The organism is Thioalkalivibrio sp. ALJ21 (genome assembly GCF_000378605.1).
GTDB lineage: Bacteria > Pseudomonadota > Gammaproteobacteria > Ectothiorhodospirales > Ectothiorhodospiraceae > Thioalkalivibrio.
Window position 1 is genome coordinate 896,144 of record NZ_KB905156.1, and the last position, 15,930, is coordinate 912,073.

The 15,930-nt window shown below is 66.5% G+C and carries 17 protein-coding genes; 11 read left to right on the plus strand and 6 right to left on the minus strand.

Going from position 1 to position 15,930, the window contains the following annotated elements:
• Window positions 1-56: 56 nt before the first annotated feature.
• The 5 genes from speD (at window position 57) to F579_RS0110350 (ending at window position 4,717) form a co-directional block, all read left to right on the plus strand.
• Window positions 57-866 carry an adenosylmethionine decarboxylase gene (gene speD / locus F579_RS0110330; protein ID WP_012983717.1) on the plus strand — a complete coding sequence of 270 codons (810 nt, stop codon included), beginning with the start codon at window positions 57-59 and terminating at the stop codon, window positions 864-866.
• A gap of 108 nt (window positions 867-974) precedes the next feature.
• On the plus strand, window positions 975-1,367 hold the full coding sequence (locus F579_RS0110335; RefSeq protein WP_017925148.1) for a PH domain-containing protein: 393 nt from the start codon (window positions 975-977) through the stop codon (window positions 1,365-1,367).
• Window positions 1,364-1,687, plus strand: coding sequence for a hypothetical protein (locus F579_RS0110340; protein ID WP_019023291.1), 324 nt, complete (start codon window positions 1,364-1,366; stop codon window positions 1,685-1,687). The genes F579_RS0110335 and F579_RS0110340 overlap by 4 nt, the downstream gene beginning before the upstream one ends.
• A gap of 39 nt (window positions 1,688-1,726) precedes the next feature.
• Window positions 1,727-3,280: a bifunctional GNAT family N-acetyltransferase/carbon-nitrogen hydrolase family protein gene (locus F579_RS0110345; protein WP_019023290.1), complete on the plus strand. Its 1,554-nt coding sequence runs from the start codon at window positions 1,727-1,729 to the stop codon at window positions 3,278-3,280.
• 144 nt (window positions 3,281-3,424) lie between these two features.
• The gene (locus tag F579_RS0110350; protein WP_019023289.1) at window positions 3,425-4,717 is read left to right on the plus strand and encodes a response regulator; all 1,293 of its coding nucleotides are present in this window, start codon (window positions 3,425-3,427) and stop codon (window positions 4,715-4,717) included.
• A gap of 82 nt (window positions 4,718-4,799) precedes the next feature.
• Here F579_RS0110350 and F579_RS0110355 read toward each other — a convergent pair whose 3' ends face one another.
• On the minus strand, window positions 4,800-5,579 hold the full coding sequence (locus tag F579_RS0110355) for a dienelactone hydrolase family protein (RefSeq protein ID WP_019023288.1): 780 nt from the start codon (window positions 5,577-5,579) through the stop codon (window positions 4,800-4,802).
• 159 nt (window positions 5,580-5,738) lie between these two features.
• Here F579_RS0110355 and F579_RS0110360 point away from each other — a divergent pair, with 159 nt between their 5' ends.
• From F579_RS0110360 to F579_RS0110375, 4 genes are all read left to right on the plus strand, one after another.
• A complete protein-coding gene (locus tag F579_RS0110360) occupies window positions 5,739-6,620 on the plus strand; it encodes an HDOD domain-containing protein (protein ID WP_019023287.1) in 882 nt (293 codons plus the stop codon).
• A 36-nt stretch (window positions 6,621-6,656) separates the two neighbouring features.
• Window positions 6,657-7,229, plus strand: coding sequence for a Slp family lipoprotein (locus F579_RS0110365; RefSeq protein WP_019023286.1), 573 nt, complete (start codon window positions 6,657-6,659; stop codon window positions 7,227-7,229).
• Entirely contained in the window at window positions 7,210-7,725 is a 516-nt protein-coding gene (locus F579_RS0110370; protein ID WP_019584608.1) for a Slp family lipoprotein, read from the plus strand. Before F579_RS0110365 ends, F579_RS0110370 begins: the two co-directional genes overlap by 20 nt.
• A 72-nt stretch (window positions 7,726-7,797) precedes the next feature.
• On the plus strand, window positions 7,798-8,796 hold the full coding sequence (locus tag F579_RS0110375; protein ID WP_019023284.1) for a zinc-binding dehydrogenase: 999 nt from the start codon (window positions 7,798-7,800) through the stop codon (window positions 8,794-8,796).
• Between the two features lies 1 nt (window position 8,797).
• Here the strand turns inward: F579_RS0110375 and F579_RS0110380 are convergent, their stop codons facing one another.
• From F579_RS0110380 to F579_RS0110395, 4 genes are all read right to left on the minus strand, one after another.
• Complete coding sequence (locus F579_RS0110380) at window positions 8,798-10,012, minus strand: TraB/GumN family protein (RefSeq protein ID WP_019023283.1); 1,215 nt, start codon at window positions 10,010-10,012, stop codon at window positions 8,798-8,800.
• Window positions 10,013-10,093: 81 nt separating this feature from the next.
• Window positions 10,094-11,245 carry a hypothetical protein gene (locus F579_RS0110385; protein ID WP_019023282.1) on the minus strand — a complete coding sequence of 384 codons (1,152 nt, stop codon included), beginning with the start codon at window positions 11,243-11,245 and terminating at the stop codon, window positions 10,094-10,096.
• A complete protein-coding gene (locus F579_RS0110390; RefSeq protein ID WP_017925157.1) occupies window positions 11,245-12,612 on the minus strand; it encodes an adenylate/guanylate cyclase domain-containing protein in 1,368 nt (455 codons plus the stop codon). The genes F579_RS0110385 and F579_RS0110390 overlap by 1 nt, the downstream gene beginning before the upstream one ends.
• 26 nt (window positions 12,613-12,638) lie before the next feature.
• Complete coding sequence (locus tag F579_RS0110395; protein ID WP_019023281.1) at window positions 12,639-13,472, minus strand: inositol monophosphatase family protein; 834 nt, start codon at window positions 13,470-13,472, stop codon at window positions 12,639-12,641.
• Between the two features lie 60 nt (window positions 13,473-13,532).
• Between F579_RS0110395 and F579_RS0110400 the strand changes: the two genes are divergently transcribed.
• Together F579_RS0110400 and F579_RS0110405 are read left to right on the plus strand one after the other, a co-directional pair.
• A complete protein-coding gene (locus F579_RS0110400; RefSeq protein WP_012983703.1) occupies window positions 13,533-13,886 on the plus strand; it encodes a DUF3301 domain-containing protein in 354 nt (117 codons plus the stop codon).
• Window positions 13,883-14,824 carry a hydrogen peroxide-inducible genes activator gene (locus F579_RS0110405; RefSeq protein ID WP_012983702.1) on the plus strand — a complete coding sequence of 314 codons (942 nt, stop codon included), beginning with the start codon at window positions 13,883-13,885 and terminating at the stop codon, window positions 14,822-14,824. The genes F579_RS0110400 and F579_RS0110405 overlap by 4 nt, the downstream gene beginning before the upstream one ends.
• A 19-nt stretch (window positions 14,825-14,843) precedes the next feature.
• On the opposite strand, the gene F579_RS0110410 is transcribed toward F579_RS0110405, so the two are convergent.
• A complete protein-coding gene (locus F579_RS0110410; protein WP_019023280.1) occupies window positions 14,844-15,767 on the minus strand; it encodes a GGDEF domain-containing protein in 924 nt (307 codons plus the stop codon).
• Window positions 15,768-15,930: the final 163 nt, after the last annotated feature.

Here is a 15,930-nt window from a genome sequence, read left to right on the forward strand (position 1 = left end):
CGCCCCGGGACGTCTACAATCCGCCGTTCCCTGCGCACCGGGCAAGAGGAAACGCCATGCCCCGTCACAAGAAGCAGATCAAGCTCCACGGGTTCAACAACCTGACCAAGAGCCTGAGCTTCAACATCTACGATATCTGCTACGCCTCCGGCGAACGCCATCGCGACGAGTACATCGCGTACATCGACGAGGCGTACAACGCCCAGCGTCTGACGCAGATCCTGACGGACGTGGCCCACCTGATCGGGGCCAACATCCTGGACATCTCGCGCCAGGACTACGACCCGCAGGGCGCCTCGGTGACGATGCTGATCTCCGAGGAGCCGGTGGCGACCGAGATGATCGGCTACACCGAAGGCCCGGGTCCGCTGCCGGAGACGGTGGTCGGCCACCTCGACAAGAGCCATATCACGGTCCATACCTACCCGGAGGCCCATCCGGAGGGCGGAATCGCGACCTTCCGCGCGGATATCGATGTCTCCACCTGTGGCCGCATCTCCCCGCTGCGCGCGCTGAACTACCTGATCCACAGCTTCGAGTCGGACATCGTGATCATGGACTACCGCGTGCGCGGCTTTACCCGCGACGTGCGTGGCAAGAAGCACTTTATCGATCACAAGATCAACTCCATCCAGGACTTCCTCTCGCGCGATACCAAGGAGAAGTACCAGATGGTGGACGTGAACGTGTACCAGGAGTACCTGTTCCACACCAAGATGGTGCTCAAGGATTTCGATCTCGACAGCTACCTGTTCGGCCTGGGCAAGGATGACTACTCGGCCAAGGAGGCCAAGCGCATCGCCAAGCTGCTCAAGCACGAGATGATGGAGATCTTCTACGGCAAGAACATGAGCCGCCCTGCCTGATACGCGATACCGCGTTCCTTGACCGGCGCGGCAGCATCGCCTGGAGACACCCGCGGCGGGCGCTCCATCTGGCACACTGTCCGGACCTGTCCGCGAACCGGAGGTCCCATGTCCAGTCGTGCACCCGCGATCGATGCCCACCCGGCGATGTTTCGCAATCACCCGTTCGGTTTCATTTTCAGCGTCCTGCTGATTGCCGCCTTTGGCCTGGGGCTGTTGATCCTGCTGTGGTGGTATCTGCAGACGCGCTCGGTCCGCCTGCGCATCGATGCCGATCAGGTGCACCTGGAAGAGGGTCTGCTCAGCAAGTCCCATGTGGACCTGGATATCGGACAGATCCGTACCGTGAAGGTCGACCAGAGCTTCTGGAACCGGATCTTCCGGGTCGGCGAGATTGCGGTGTACACCACCGGCGACAACCCGGAGTTCCGCGTCAGTGGTATCCCGGACCCCCACCGCGTACGGGACTATGTGCGCGATCGTCGCGAGGCGGCTGCGTGAGCGCCGGCGATCGCCGCGACGGCCGCCTGGCCCTGCGCATCCTGCTGGGGACCTCGGCCCTGGCCGCATTGCTGGTGGCGTTGATCGTGCTGGGCGCGGCCGTCACCCTGCCGGGGCTGTCCGAGTGGGTCGCGACCACCTTCGACGACGGCATGGGGCTGCAGATGGCGGCCCTGGTGGCCGCGATCGTCTCGGTGCTGGTCATGCTGGTGTTCGCGCTGGCAGCCGGGGAGGGGCTGATTGGCGAATTGCAGTTCATGATCCCCGGCTTTTTCTTGTTCTTTGTCTTTTTCTGGCTGCTGCTGGCCTGGATTTTCTGAACCGACCGGCGAGCGGTCCCGTCACGGAGTACTTAACGCGTGAGCAATCAGCAAGACGCCGACCCCAATGCCCCGCACCGCCTGACGCTGCGGCCGACGCGGATGGAGGACTACGATGACATCCGCGAGATCATGGAGCGGGTCTACCACGACCTCGACGGGGCCTGGAGCGAGGCCCAGTTTCGGTCACAGATCTCCCGTTTTCCGGAAGGACAGATCTGCATCGAGGACAAGGGCAAGGTGGTGGCCGCGGCGATCAGCCTGATTGTCGAGTACAAGCGCTTCGGTGACCAGCACAGCTACTGGCAGATCACCGGAAACGGGTTCCTGACCACCCATGACCCGGATGGCGACACCCTGTACGGCGTCGATATCTTTGTCCACCCCGACTATCGCGGCCTGCGCCTCGGGCGCCGTCTGTATGACGCGCGCAAGGAGCTGTGCCAGAAGCTCAATCTGCGCGCGATCGTGGCCGGTGGGCGCATCCCGGGCTACGAGCAGTATCGGGACGAGCTGACCCCGCAGCAGTACGTGGAGAAGGTCAAGAACCACGAGATCACCGACCCAATCCTGACCTTTCAGCTGGCCAACGACTTCCACGTTCGCAAGATCATCACCAACTACCTCCCGGACGACGAGAAATCCGGCGCCTACGCGACCCTGATCGAGTGGCTGAACATCTACTACGAGGAGAAGGAGAAGCTGATCGGCGGCAGCCGCTCGGACGTGCGCATCGGCGTGGTCCAGTGGCAGATGCGCCCGACGCCGGATCTCGACTCGCTGTTTCAGCAGGTCGAATACTTCGTGGATGCCGTCTCCGGCTACCGCTCCGACTGCGTGCTGTTCCCGGAGTTCTTCAATGGCCCGCTGATGGGCGCGTTCAACCAGGAGTACCCGGCCGAGGCCGTGCGGCACCTGGCCGAATACACCGAGCAGATCCGCGAGGAGATGGTGCGCCTGGCGCTCGCCTACAACATCAACATCGTCGCCGGGTCGATGCCCGAGTACAGCGACGAGGTCCTGCGCAATGTCTCCTACCTGTGTCGGCGCGACGGGACCTGGGACCGCCAGTACAAGGTGCATGTCACCCCCGACGAGGTGGCCTACTGGGGGCTGCAGGGTGGGGACGAGGTGCATGTGTTCGACACCGACTTCGGCAAGATCGGCATCCTGATCTGCTACGACGTGGAGTTCCCGGAGCTGCCCCGAGTGATGGCCGAGAAGGGACTTCAGATCCTGTTCGTGCCGTTCTGGACCGATACCAAGAATGCCTACCTGCGGGTGCGCCGCTGCGCCCAGGCGCGGGCCATCGAGAACGAGTGCTATGTGGTGATGTCGGGCTCGGTCGGCAACCTCCCCAGGGTCGAGAACATGGACATGCAGTACTCGCAGGCGGCGGTGTTCACACCGTCCGACTTCGCGTTCCCGCATGACGCGGTGGCCGCGGAGGCGACGCCGAATACCGAGATGACCCTGATTGTCGATCTCGACCTCGACAACCTGAAGGAGCTGCGCAACCACGGCTCGGTGCGCAACCTGCGCGATCGGCGGCGGGATCTCTATGCGGTCCAGTGGAAGTCGAAGCCCGTTTGAGCGGCGCGCAAAAAACGTGACCCGGTTCTCGTCGGGCCGCAGCGTGCGCTGGCGCCGGGGCGGGTGCATGCGTAACCTTCAGAGCGGGACTCGAGTCCGGCCGTGCAGGGAAGCGCGGCACGTGACGTGCCCCGGGGGACTTTGATGACTGAACAACAATCGGCAACGACCCGCACCGCCATCCTGGTGGTGGATGATTCCAAGGTGATCCGGATCGCCCTGCAGCGCATCCTGCAGGGTGAGCGTGTGGTCTACGAGGCGGCGGACGGCGAAGAGGCCTGGTCGCTCCTGCAGCGCAATGCCGATATCGGTCTGGTGCTGACGGACTTGTCCATGCCGGGGCTGGATGGCCAGGACCTGTTGCTGCGCATTCGCGATGGCGCCGAAGGGCTCCCGGCCGATCTTCCGGTGGCCATCATCACCGGCCAGGAAAGCGACGAGGAAGCCAGTCGCGAATGGCTGCAACTGGGCGCCAACGCCGTGTTGATGAAGCCCTTTGTGCCCGGTCGTGTGCGCGAGGTGGTCAATGAGCTGCTGCCGCTGACCCCTGGGGGTGGCGGTGACCAGCTCCTGCGGCAGGAAGTGGACAGGCTGCGGCGCGAGTTGATGCTCCGCCAGCAATCCGCCAGTGAGCGCGAGGCGCAGCGCGAGATCGAACGCCTGCGTGCCGCGCTGAGCGAGGCGCGCGACGAGGCGACGGCGGCCTTGCAGCGCGCCGAGGAAAGCGAAGGCCAGCTGGCCGAGCTGCAGGCGGCCGAGCTGATCGCGGGCGAAGACCCGGGCGAAGAGACGGCCACTCCGGACTCGCCCGAGCAGGTCGAGGAGCTGGAAATACTACGTGCCCGGGTGCGCGAGTTCGAGAACGAGAATATCCGGCTGGACCACGAGCTGGTGGAGCTGGACCGCTTGCGCGAGACCGTGCAGAAGGAGCGGGATCAGGCCCTGGAAGAGGCGTCCCGGCTGCGTCAGGAGCGCAATCAGCAGTGCGAGCGTGCCGCCGCAGCCGAGCGGGCACGGGCCGATCTGGAGGCCCGCTGTTCCGAGCAGGATGGCTCCTCCTCGGCCCTTGCCGAGCGGCTGGCCCGTCGCGAACAGGAGCTGGAGGAGGCGCGCGAACGCAATCAGACCCTGCGAGCGCGCATCCGCGAACTGGAGCTGGGGGCGACGCCGGATCCGGCTGCGTCTCTTTCGGGGCAGGAACGTGACGCTCCCGCTGCGGGCGGGGAGACGCATGAACCGCTGGTGGCCCGTACCAACGAACCGATGTCGCCCGCACCGGCCCTGGCGGCCGATACGCCCGCAGCCAGGCCTTCATCGCGCAAGCGCCGCAGTCGTCCGGCGCCTTCTCGCGGCTGGCGCTGGCTGAAGCTGGCGATCCTGATCATGGTGGCCGTGGTGGTGGGGCTTGGGACCCTGATCTTCTTCCGCAACTTCTGATCGGCTCGGCGGGACCGGGTAGCGTGAATCGAGCGTGGCGGGCAACGAGCCCGCCACGCTCGAGCACTGCCAGATCCTCGAACTACATGCGTTCCAGGGCGCTCAGCAGGTGCTTCCAGGAGTCGCGGTCAGCCCGTTCGTCGTAGCCCACTGGCATGTCGAATTTCTCGGCGATTTCGTCGGCCCCGGGGTTGGTGAAACTGTGCACCACACCGGAGAAGTCGACAAAGGTATAGGTGGCCTCGGCGTTGTCCATCTCCTCGCGGAAGTCCGCCACCTGCTCCGGCGGAACCATCGGGTCGGCCGCACCGTTGAACACCAGGACCTCGGCCGTGACGTCGCCCGTGCCGGCCGGGTGGTCGGTTACCAGTGCGCCGTGGAAGCTGGCAACCAGGGCCAGGTCCATGCCGGCGCGTGCGGCCTCCAGCACCACCGTGCCGCCGAAGCAGTAGCCGACCGCCGCCAGTGCCTGGTCGGCTGTGGCATCGTGCTCCTTGAGCCAGTCATGGGCGGCCTCGAAGCGGCCCAGCATCAGGTCGCGGTTGCCGCGAATCTGTCCTGCGAACTCCCCCGCCTCGGATGGGTGGTCGGCTCTCTTGCCGCTGCCGTACATGTCCAGTGCGAAGGCGGCATAGCCCTCGCGTGCCAGTTGCTCGGCCCGGTCGCGGGCGTATTCGTTGTGGCCCCACCATTCATGGACCACCAGGACGCCCGGGTGGGGGCCGTCGCTATCGGGATAGGCGAGATAGCCGGTCATCTCCTCGCCATCATGTTCGTAGGTGACCTCCTCGGTCTGGATGCCGGCCAGCGCCAGGCCGGGGAGGGTAAAGGCCAGTAGTGCAGCGGTCAGTCGAAACGCCATGGGACAACCTCCATTGTGGGGTGCAAGCAACCATTAGTGACCCGAGTACCTGATTATGGTTCGTTCCGCCGCGATTTGCCCGCGCTTCGTTTCCCTGACGGGAGGCATGGGGCTACAGTAGACACAGCGGGGCGTGCGGCCCTGTTATGGAGAACCAGGATGTCCGAGATGCACGCAACGGAGAGCCTCGAGGCGCGCGTCCAGTCGGCCGACAAGCTGCTGGCGATGCCGCAGGTCGTGTTCGAGGTCGCGCGCCTGCTGGAGGATGACACCAGTACCCCGGGACAGATCGCCGCGACCCTGGGGCGTGACCCCGGTCTGGTAGCCCTCGTTCTGCGCCTGGCCAACAGCCCGGCGTACGCACAGACGCGCAGCGTTGATACCGTGGAACGGGCGGTGAGCCTGCTCGGACGCGACACCCTTAAGCGTCTGGTCGTCGCCGGTGCGATCACCCGCGCGACCGGCAGCATCCCCGACCAGGAGCGTCTGCCGCTGGAGGTGTTCTGGCGCCATTCCGCCTACTGTGCGGTCATCGCCCGCCACCTGGCCGACCGGGTTCTGCCGCGCCAGGCCGGTAGCGTCTTTCTCGCCGGGCTGCTACATGACCTGGGCAAGCTCTTGCTGTTCACCCAGTCGCCGGAGGCGGCGCACCGTGCGTTTCTCTCCAGCCTGGATATCGGGACGGGCCCGAGTCCACAGCGGGCCGAGCGCGAGCAGCTGGGTTTCGACCACGCGGAGCTGGGCGGGGCGCTGGCCGCCCACTGGGGGCTGCCGGAGGGGCTGGTGGCCTGCGTGGCCGGACACCACCACCCGCAGTCAGCGCCCGAGGGGCACCGGTTGGCGGTGATGCTGGTGCATCTCGCCAATACGGGGGCCCACCTGGCCGAGATTGATTCGCGCGACTGGGCCGATGCCCCACCGGTGGACGAGGGTGTCTGGCAGGCCGTCGGGCTGGAGCCGGAGGACCTGCTGCGGGCCGTGGAGGCGGCCCAGCACGAGATCGTGGATGTCGAGGCGCTTTGTGCGCCAGGCCCGGAGTGATGCGAACCTTGGTGTGCTGCGGGCGGTCCTAGAGGCATGAACCTTCTGCGTCACTTTTCTGCGCTGACCACCTTGCTGCTGGGTGGATTGCTTGTGGGCTGTGCGAGCATCCCCGAAGGGATCGAGCCCCTGCCGGAGGAGCCCCTGACCCGCGCCGAGGTCCTCGCCGACCCCGAGGCGACCAAGGGTCAGGCGGTGGTCTGGGGCGGTGTCATTGCAAAGGTCGAAAACACCCGGGATGGCACCCGGCTCGAGGTGGTAGCGCGCCCGCTCAATCGCGAGGCTCGTCCGCGCGAGGTCGACCAATCGGAGGGCCGGTTCCGTGCCTATATCGACGACTTCCTCGATCCCCAGGTGTACGAGGAGGGGCGCGAGGTCACGGTGCGCGGCCGGCTGGATGGCATAGAGGACGGCTCGATTGGCGAGTTCGATTATCGCTTCGTCCGTATCGATGCACAGACGGTACACCTGTGGGCCAAGCGCCCCCCGCCGCGCGATCCGTACTACTACGATCCTTGGGGCCCGCCGGGCTATATGGGCCCGTACTGGCGGCCGCACCCCTACCACTGGCGTCACGACCCCTGGCGATATGATCCCTGGTACTGGTAACACATGGCGCACCCGGGTCGCTGCGCTGGCGCTGGTGTTTGCGCCGGTGCTGCTGGCGGGCTGCGCCTCCGGCCCGCTGGACATCCCCGATGCGGTGGGTGATCCGGTGCCCCCGCGCAGCGTGACGGCCGACAACCTGCCCGCCGAGGACCAGGTCTGGGGCGGGGTGATTGCCCGCGTCGACAACCGTGCGGACAGCACGGTACTCGAGGTGGTCAGCTACCCGCTGCAGCGCCAGGAACCCCAGACACGGCAGGCCAACACAGGGCGTTTTCGCCTCAAGCTCGATGGTTTTGCCGACCCGGTCGACTACCGCCCGGGGCGGCGCGTGACGGCGGTGGGGACGGTATCGGGGACCGAGGAAGGCTCGATCGGGGAGCTGGCCTACGTCTTCCCGCTGCTGGATGCCTACTCGGTCCATCTGTGGCCAGACCCGGAGCCCCCGAGGCCGTCGTCGGGCGTGCGTTTCGGGATCGGTATCGGGATTGGCCTCTAGCGCGTCTCTGGAAAGACTTCCCGAAGCGGTATCAAAATCCACAAGGCATGTTCAAACACGAGGAGTCGCTCGATGCGAGCCATCGTTTTCGACGAGCCCGGTGGGGCGGATGTCCTGGAACTGAGGGAGGTCCCCGAGCCCGAGCTTGAAGGGACTGACGACGTAAAGATTCGACTGCTGGCGGCGGGGGTGAATCCCGTCGACACCAAGGTTCGGACGCGGGGCATGCTGGTGCCCGGTGCGCCACGCAACACGCCCGGCTGTGACGGCGTCGGCGTGGTCGAGTCCTGCGCCAGTGGTGTGCGCCATGTCCGACCGGGGCAGCGCGTGGCCTTTTGCTTTGGTGGCGTGGGGGCGGACCCGGGTACCTATGCCGAGCAGGTTGTGGTCCCGGAGGCGGCCGTGGTGCCGGTGCCGGCCGCGGTGACGGACCTGCAGGCCGCGGCGCTGCCGCTGACCTGGCTCACGGCCTGGGAGGCGTTGTTCGAACGCGCCGATCTGCAGCGCGGGCAGACCGTACTGGTGCATGCCGCTGCCGGCGGGGTGGGGCAGATGGCCGTGCAGATCGCGCGCGCGGCCGGGGCCCGCGTCCTGGGGCTGGTGCGGCGCGAGGAGGCGCAGTGTCTGGTCACCGGCCTGGGCGGCGACGTGGTCGACCTGACCCGGCCCGATGCCGAGGAAGCGATCCGGGGCTACACCGACGGTCGCGGTTTCGACATCGTGCTGGATACCGTGGGCGGGCCGGTCTTTCGCGACGGGCTGGCACAGGTGGCCTACGGCGGTGACCTGGTGACCCTTCTGGCGCCGCCGGACGACGTGGACTGGAATGCGGCGCGCCTGAGCAACCCCAGCATCAGCCTGGAGCTGATGCTGACCCCGATGCTGGAAGGGGATCGTCGGCGCCTGAAGCACCAGGCCACGCTGGTGGCCGAGGGGCTCGCGCGCCTGGCCAGCGGGCGCCTGCAGGTCAACGTGGAGGACAGCCTGCCACTGGCCGAGGCGGCCGAGGCGCACCGGCGCATCGAGGCCGGCGGGCGTCGCGGCAAGCTGGTCCTGCGGATCCCGGAGTAGATTAGCTACCGAACAGGTGGCTGAACACGCGCGCGCCACCGATATAGGTGCCGGCCGCGGAGCCGAGCGTTGTTAGCAGGAAAACCAGCAGCACGCGCGAGACCCGGTTGCGCCACCAGCCCCGCGGGGTGGTGGTGTCCTGACGCAGGCGCGCAAAATCGTCGACCCGTGGTTTGCGCAGAAACAGCTCGGCCGCGGCTGCGACAAAGCCCACGCCGATGGTCGGGTTCAGGGAGGTCAGGGGTGCAGCCAGCGCCGCCGTGAGTACGGTCAGCGGATGTGCCAGCGCGATAATCGCGCCAATGGCGGCCAGGCCGCCGTTGATCATCACCCAGTCCATCACCATTTGCAGGCCGATGTCCGGGTTGCGCAGGAAACCGATTACGAAGCCGGTCAGGATCACGCCGACGATCACCCACGGCAGGATCTTGGGCCAGCGCGCTTTGGGGGGTGGCTGGTCGAGGGAGTCCAGGATGGCATCGGGCGGCGTCAGTTCGTCTTCCGCCTGGGTCGCGATCCCGGACAGGTGCCCGGCACCGACCACGGCGAGGATGCGGCGGTGGTTGCCGGACTCGGCCAGGCGCCGCAGGTGGGCCGCCATGTACTGGTCGCGCTCATGGATCAGCGTGCGATAGAGGTCCTCCGACTGTTCGGCGAATTCGCTGAAGGTGGACTCCAGCATGTCGCCTTCCTTCAGCCGTTCGATCTCCGATTCGTCGATTTTCTCGCGCGAGAGAACCGAGCCGAACAGCCCGCCGACCAGGCCCATGCGCTGCCACCAGGGCACGGCGCGGTAGGTGCGGCGCAACGTCAGGCCGAGGTCGCGGTCGATCAGCGCCAGCGGCAGGCCGCGATCCAGCGCCACATCCATTGCCGCGCGCATCTCGGCACCCGGCTCGATTCCGTACTGTTCCGCCAGGCGCTGCTGATAGGCGCCCAGGGCCAGGCTCGCGGCGATCATCGGGGCCTGCCCCTGGCGCATCACGCTGAACAGGTCCATGCGCCCGACCGCATCGGGATCCAGCATCGCGCGCTGGCGGCTCTCGCACAGTTCGATGGCCACCGCATCGAACTCGCCGGTGTCCACGAGGGCACGCACCTTGTCGGCGCTGGCGCGCGATACATGCGCGGTGCCCAGTACCACGACCTCGGTATCGCCCAGCTGCAGGACGCGGTGGGGTTCGTCGGTGATCAGCTCGTGGACAGAAGCACTCATCGCAGGGGGTGGTTCCGGTTAGGCGGGCGCGGCAATCCTAGCAGGGTCGCCGCATGGCGACGACCTGCCAGGTTGTGGATATCAGGACTCCGACTCCTCGTCCCCCTCGGCATCCTCGGCATCCTCGGTGTCGGGGATGGGGGAGGCCTCCGGGTCGACCGGCGCCGGGGCCTCGGGGATGCGCAGGGTGTCCAGACGTTCAAGTACGCGCAGGGCCCGCTCGCGCGCGGTGGCCAGCCCGGAATGACTGGGGGCCAGCGCAAGTCCTTCTTCCCAGGTGTTGACCGCCTCCTGGATCTGGCCGGCCGTGTACTGGCGGCGACCTTCTTCCAACAGGTGCTCGGCGCGCTGGTCGCGCTGTTCGCGCCACTCCTCGCACAGGGAGATGCGCGCCCGCTGGGCGGCCTGGTCGGGGCCGGAGGCATCTTCGTCCAGCCGGATGTCGCCACTACGGCACCACTGAGCTGCCCGCTGCAATTCGCCGGCCTGCAGTGCCTGGCGCAGCTGCGCGTTGATCGCGGACAGGCGTTCGGCCTGCTCTTCGCGGTCCTTGTCTTCCTCGCGTGTGCGCATCTCTTCCTGGAGTTCGCGGATACGGGCGGCCCGTTCGCTGACCGGGGATAAATCCTGTGCCAGGCGCAGCAGGTCCAGGCGCTCGCGCCCCTCGCTGTCGTCGGCATACTGCTCCAGGGCCTCGGCCAGGGCGGGGGCCCGTTCGCTCAGGGCGTCCGGATCCGCAGGCAGCTGATCGGTATCCGGAACCAGGGGGCGCATAATTTCCAGCAGGCGTAGTTGCTGAACCAGGTTGCGGGCCTCGAGGACATCGTGGCGCTGCTGCAGGGTGCGCAGGCCGACCTGGCGCTGGCGTTCGAGCTGGTCAATGAAGCGGGCACGCTCCTCGCTCTCGGGCAGGCGGGACTCGGCGTCTTCCAGGATTCCCAGGGCCTCCGCGACCGCACCCTCGGCGGAAACAGCCCGTGCGTCCTTCATGGCCTGTTCCGCTGCTTCCTGTGCCATGATCTCGATCTGCTCGCGGCGCGAGGCCCATTCGGCGGCTGGCTCGGGGTCGTGCTCTTCGATCAGCTCCAGGGCGCGCTGGTACTCGCCTTCCTCGACGGCGGCTTCAATCTGGTCTTCCGCCGTCATGAAGGGCTGCATGCCGGCACAGCCCTGGAAAAAAAGCAGGGCGAGGGTGGCCAGCAGCAGGCCCAGTCGCGTGCCGGGGAGCCTCATCAATGGGCGTCCGCCACCGCGAGGATACGAATCACCTCGGCGGGTTCGCTGACGCCGTGTAACTCGTGCGTCCCCCAGTGTTCGGTTTCAAACTGCCCTTTCACCTGCTCATGCTCCATGAAGCACTGCGTGGTTACCATGCCGGCGGATGGCGCGACCGTGACCAGGCGAGCCGCCACGTTGACGGTGTCGCCGACCACGGTGAATTGCATGCGATCCTGTGCGCCCATGTTGCCGGCCAGCATCTCGCCCGCGTTCAAGCCAATGCGGAATTCGACGCGTTCCTCGCCCCGGGCCTCGCGTTCGGCGTTGATCGCGGCGACCGTTTCCAGCAACGCGAGTCCGGTTCGTGCGGCCGTCTGGCGATGGTTTTCGTCACCGCCGAGGCCAAACACCGCCATGGTACAGTCGCCCATGTACTTGTCTACCGTCCCACCGTGACGGGCAATACATTCCGCCATCGGACCGAAGAATTCATTCAGCATGCGGCCGAGTTCTTCCGGGGTGCAGCGTTCCGACAGCGCGGTATAGCCCTTGATGTCCGCGAACAGCACCGAGCCCTCGACCGCCCGCCCTCCGAGCTCGATCCGGTCGAGATTCTCCAGGATGTCCTGCGCGATCGCGTCGGAGACATAACGGCGCAGGGCCGATTCGACCTGGTCCTTGCGCAGCAGGTCCTGGGCCATGTTGTTGAAGGCGTCGGTCAGCTGGGCGATCTCGTCTTCGTGCACCATCGGCAGGGGCCGCCCGTGCTCGTCGACTGGATGGCGTATGCGTTCGCGCATGGCATGTGCCAGGCGCTCCAGCGGACGCACCAGGCGCTTGCTGATGTCGATCGCCAGGATCAGGCTGAGCAGAAAGACCCCGATCGCCGTCGCAATCCCCGCATTGATGGTGTTGCGGATCAGTTCCTGCATGGGCGTCGTGTCGATGTGCGCCTCGATGTACCCGACCTGGACATCCTGGAAGTGCACCTCGCGCTGGTAGGGCTCTACCGGGCCCGCCAGTGGCCACACCCCCTCGCTGATGCCTCCCCCGGGGGAAGGCGGGGTGCCAGCCGAGGCGATCACGCCGCGATCGATGGCGTAGGCGGTGACCGACTCGACGCGCCCGTCTTCGACCAGCGAGTTCAGCAGGGTCTCCAGGGTCAGGTAGTCCTCGGCCAGCATCAGTTCGGCCGAGGTGCGGGCGACGGGCGCCAGGGTCAGCTCGGCCTGGGCCTGGATCTGGTTGTTGAGGACATTGGTGACCTGGTTCAGCACCACCACCGAAAGGGTGCCGATGCCCAGCAGGGTGAGGATGGCGACGACCGCGACGATCTTCCAGGCGATGGGGAGATAGCGTGGGGTGAAATCCCCCGCCGACAAACGCCCGTTGTTTGGCTTTCGAGATTTCACGAGTTGGACGCCATGGAGAGCTGTCGGCGTGGGGCGGTCCACGCCCGCCATTGATCGAACAACGCGGCCGAACGGGCCGCGATGGCCGAGCGCTTGTCCAGGGAACGGCCAAACGCGGCCTCTCCCTCAAGATTGCTCATCGTGCCGCCGGCGCGGGCCAGCATCAGGGTCCCGGCGGCGCTGTCCCACAGGGCTTGCCCTCCATGCAGGTACAGATCGGCGCGCCCGGCCGCCAACCAGGCCCATTCCAGGGCGCAAGCCCCCAGGTTGCGCTGCGAGCGGTAGGGGGCGTCGGTGGCCATGGCTGCCGCAAGGCCGGGGCCCAGACGCTTGTAGTCGACGAGGGCGATGGCCTTGTCCAGGCGGCTGGCCGGGGCGCGGGCGGCTGCCGGGGGAGGCGCATCGTTCAGCAGCAGGGGCCCGTCTTCTCTTGCGGTAAAGAGTTCGTCCCGTACCGGGTCGTAGGTCGCCCCGTGGGTGACGCGGTCGCCCTCGATGCGCGCAATCGAGATCGCGAAAAAGGGCATGCCGCCGGCGAAGTTACTGGTGCCGTCCAGCGGGTCGACCAGCCAGAAGGCGGGTGCCTGGTCGAGTACGCGGGCCTGCTCCTGCCGCGATTGCTCCTCGCTCAGTACGGGTTCGCCTGCGATCGCGGTCCCCAGCAGGTCGCGCAGTCGTGCATCGACGGCATGGTCGGCCTGCGTGATCACCGAGCCATCGGCCTTGTAGTCCACCGCGATCCCGGCCTCGAAGCGAGGTAGCAGCTCGCTCTGGCCAACAGAACGGAGCTCTCCGGCGAGTTGATTGAATGCATTTATGCTGATGGACATGGGACGTCGAGTGCAGGGCGGTCGTCGGCAAGAAATGGAATGTGGGTATCATACCCGTCCATGACGGCTTTGCTGATAATCCTCGCCCTGGTTCTGGTGGCCTTTTACGTGAACGACTCCTGGCGCACCCACGAACGGGTGCGGCAGATCGCGCGGCGCAGTTGCGAGCAGGCCGGCGTACAGTTGCTGGATGGCAGCGTGGTACGCACGCGCCAGTCCATTCGACGCCGGCCCGGAGGCCTGGCCTGGTGGCGGCAATACCGCTTTGAATTCGCTACCGATGGGGCCAGCCGACATGTCGGCGAGATCTCGCTGGACGGCCGTCGCCTGCGCCATGTCACCCTCGACCTGCCTGATGACGGGCGCCTGGTGGATGGCGATAACGGTGCGGGGCATCGAGGCCCCGAACGATGACGCTGAGCGAGCTGCGCTATGTCGTTGCGGTGGCCGACCGACGCCATTTTGGTCGAGCGGCCGAGGCTTGTCATGTCAGTCAGCCGTCTTTGTCCGTCGCCATTCGCAAACTTGAAGATGAACTGGGGGTTACGCTGTTCGAGCGTGGCCGTGGCGAGGTCAGCGTGACCCCGGCCGGCGAGCAAATCGTGACCCAGGCCCGCCGGGTGCTGACCGAGGTGGAGCATCTGCGTGCGGTGGCGGTGCAAAGTCAGGACCAGCTGGCGGGTCCCCTGCGACTCGGGGCCATCTACACCATTGGCCCGTACCTGCTGCCCGAGCTGATCCCGGTGCTGCGCGAGCGCGCACCCAGAATGCCGCTGGTGATCGAAGAGAACTACACCGACCGATTGCGCGAGCGACTGAAGCACGGCGAACTGGACGCGATCATCATTTCGTTGCCGTTCGAAGAGCCGGGGGTGGTCACGCTGCCGCTGTACGACGAGCCCTTCGTCGCTGTGCTGCCGGGCGGTCACCCCCTGCAGGACAAGAAGACGCTGACCCTCGAGGACATGGCGGATGCCACCTTGCTGATGCTCGGTGCCGGGCATTGCTTCCGTGATCAGGTGCTGGAGCGCTGCCCCGCCTGCCAGAGGACGGTCACCGCCGACGGCAGTACGCCACGCAATATGGAGGGCTCCTCGCTGGAGACCATTCGCCATATGGTGGCCTCGGGTATGGGCGTGACCATTCTGCCGTGTACTGCGGTGGGGGCCGATCGCTACGCCCAGCGCCTGCTGGCCGTGCGTCGATTCGAGGACCCGGCGCCCAGCCGCCGGGTGGCGCTGGCCTGGCGTACCAGTTTCCCGCGGCCGGAGGCGATCGAGGCCCTGCGCCAGGCCATCCTGGCCACGGCGCTCACCTGTGTGGATTTCATTCAGCCCGGCGAGAACCCCTGAGTACAGCTTCGGTTGTGGGTCAGTTGCCCGCCAGGACGCGATTGCGTCCGGACTGCTTGGCGGCGTACAGCGCTTCGTCGGCCTTCTGATAGAGGGCCTGCAGCGTGGTGCTGCGGCCCACGCTCGCGACTCCGATGCTGGCGGTGACCTTGACCATGCCCTCGCTTTGCAGGGCTGATGCATCATCGGCGGTCGCGGTGGCGCGGATACTCGCAATCGCCGTGCGGATGCGTTCCGCGCACTCCATGGCGCAGGCCAGGTCGGCCCCCGGCAAGACGGCCAGGAATTCCTCTCCGCCCATACGCACCAGCAGGTCTGACTGCCGTGTGGCCGTACGCAGCGTGTCCGCTACGCGGCGCAGTAGCTCGTCGCCCACCGCATGGCCGTAGTCGTCGTTGATGCGCTTGAAGTGGTCCAGGTCGATGGCCAGCACGGACAGTGGGCGGTCCTGCCGGCGGCAGTCGGCCAGCCACTTGGCGCCCTGGATCTCGAAGGCGCGGCGGTTGCCCAGCCCTGTGAGTTCGTCGCTCTCCAGGTTGGACATCAGCCGCCGGAACCGGTGGGCATTGTGCAGGGCGGGGGCTGCCAGCCCGAGCAGCGCCTCGATCTGCTGCTGTTCTGCATCACTGAAACGGCGTCCGCGCATCAGAATCAAGGAGCCCATGGTGGCGCCGTTGTAGCTAAGCCCGTATTCGATGCGGTGGCGGTCATCCTCGCCGCCCGACCAGGACTGGTCGTCGCCATCGGTGTAGAAGATCCACCCGGAATGCTGCAGGAGGGTATGGAGCTGTTCTTGCAGGCGCTGAAGGACGGCGTCGAATTCCAGTGTCGCGGTCAGGGACTGGACGAAGGCCAGCGCGTCAAATGGGGCCTCGGGGTGCTCGGTGGATTTCCCCTTGCCCGATACCAGGCGCAGATTCCCTGCGTTTCCGTCGCGATTCATGGCAGCCTCGCCGTATCCAAAAGTCTTGGGGTCAAGATAAAGCGAATTTTGTGCCACTTAATGAAAGGCTTTAATAAACAGAATGATGGATCTATTCGCTTGGGCGCGGTGACAGAAAATCGGCGCCTGTCTGCCGGGGTGGCAAGGCAGAGCCGCCTCCGGC

What these genes read in the sequence shown, in the direction of transcription:
- speD (WP_012983717.1), top strand. Translation starts at nt 57, where the DNA reads ATGCCCCGTCACAAGAAGCAGATCAAGCTCCACGGGTTCAACAACCTG.
- F579_RS0110335 (WP_017925148.1), top strand. Translation starts at nt 975, where the DNA reads ATGTCCAGTCGTGCACCCGCGATCGATGCCCACCCGGCGATGTTTCGC.
- F579_RS0110350 (WP_019023289.1), top strand. Translation starts at nt 3,425, where the DNA reads ATGACTGAACAACAATCGGCAACGACCCGCACCGCCATCCTGGTGGTG.
- F579_RS0110355 (WP_019023288.1), bottom strand. Translation starts at nt 5,579, where the DNA reads ATGGCGTTTCGACTGACCGCTGCACTACTGGCCTTTACCCTCCCCGGC.
- F579_RS0110360 (WP_019023287.1), top strand. Translation starts at nt 5,739, where the DNA reads ATGTCCGAGATGCACGCAACGGAGAGCCTCGAGGCGCGCGTCCAGTCG.
- F579_RS0110365 (WP_019023286.1), top strand. Translation starts at nt 6,657, where the DNA reads ATGAACCTTCTGCGTCACTTTTCTGCGCTGACCACCTTGCTGCTGGGT.
- F579_RS0110370 (WP_019584608.1), top strand. Translation starts at nt 7,210, where the DNA reads ATGATCCCTGGTACTGGTAACACATGGCGCACCCGGGTCGCTGCGCTG.
- F579_RS0110375 (WP_019023284.1), top strand. Translation starts at nt 7,798, where the DNA reads ATGCGAGCCATCGTTTTCGACGAGCCCGGTGGGGCGGATGTCCTGGAA.
- F579_RS0110380 (WP_019023283.1), bottom strand. Translation starts at nt 10,012, where the DNA reads ATGAGTGCTTCTGTCCACGAGCTGATCACCGACGAACCCCACCGCGTC.
- F579_RS0110385 (WP_019023282.1), bottom strand. Translation starts at nt 11,245, where the DNA reads ATGAGGCTCCCCGGCACGCGACTGGGCCTGCTGCTGGCCACCCTCGCC.
- F579_RS0110395 (WP_019023281.1), bottom strand. Translation starts at nt 13,472, where the DNA reads ATGTCCATCAGCATAAATGCATTCAATCAACTCGCCGGAGAGCTCCGT.
- F579_RS0110400 (WP_012983703.1), top strand. Translation starts at nt 13,533, where the DNA reads ATGACGGCTTTGCTGATAATCCTCGCCCTGGTTCTGGTGGCCTTTTAC.
- F579_RS0110405 (WP_012983702.1), top strand. Translation starts at nt 13,883, where the DNA reads ATGACGCTGAGCGAGCTGCGCTATGTCGTTGCGGTGGCCGACCGACGC.
- F579_RS0110410 (WP_019023280.1), bottom strand. Translation starts at nt 15,767, where the DNA reads ATGAATCGCGACGGAAACGCAGGGAATCTGCGCCTGGTATCGGGCAAG.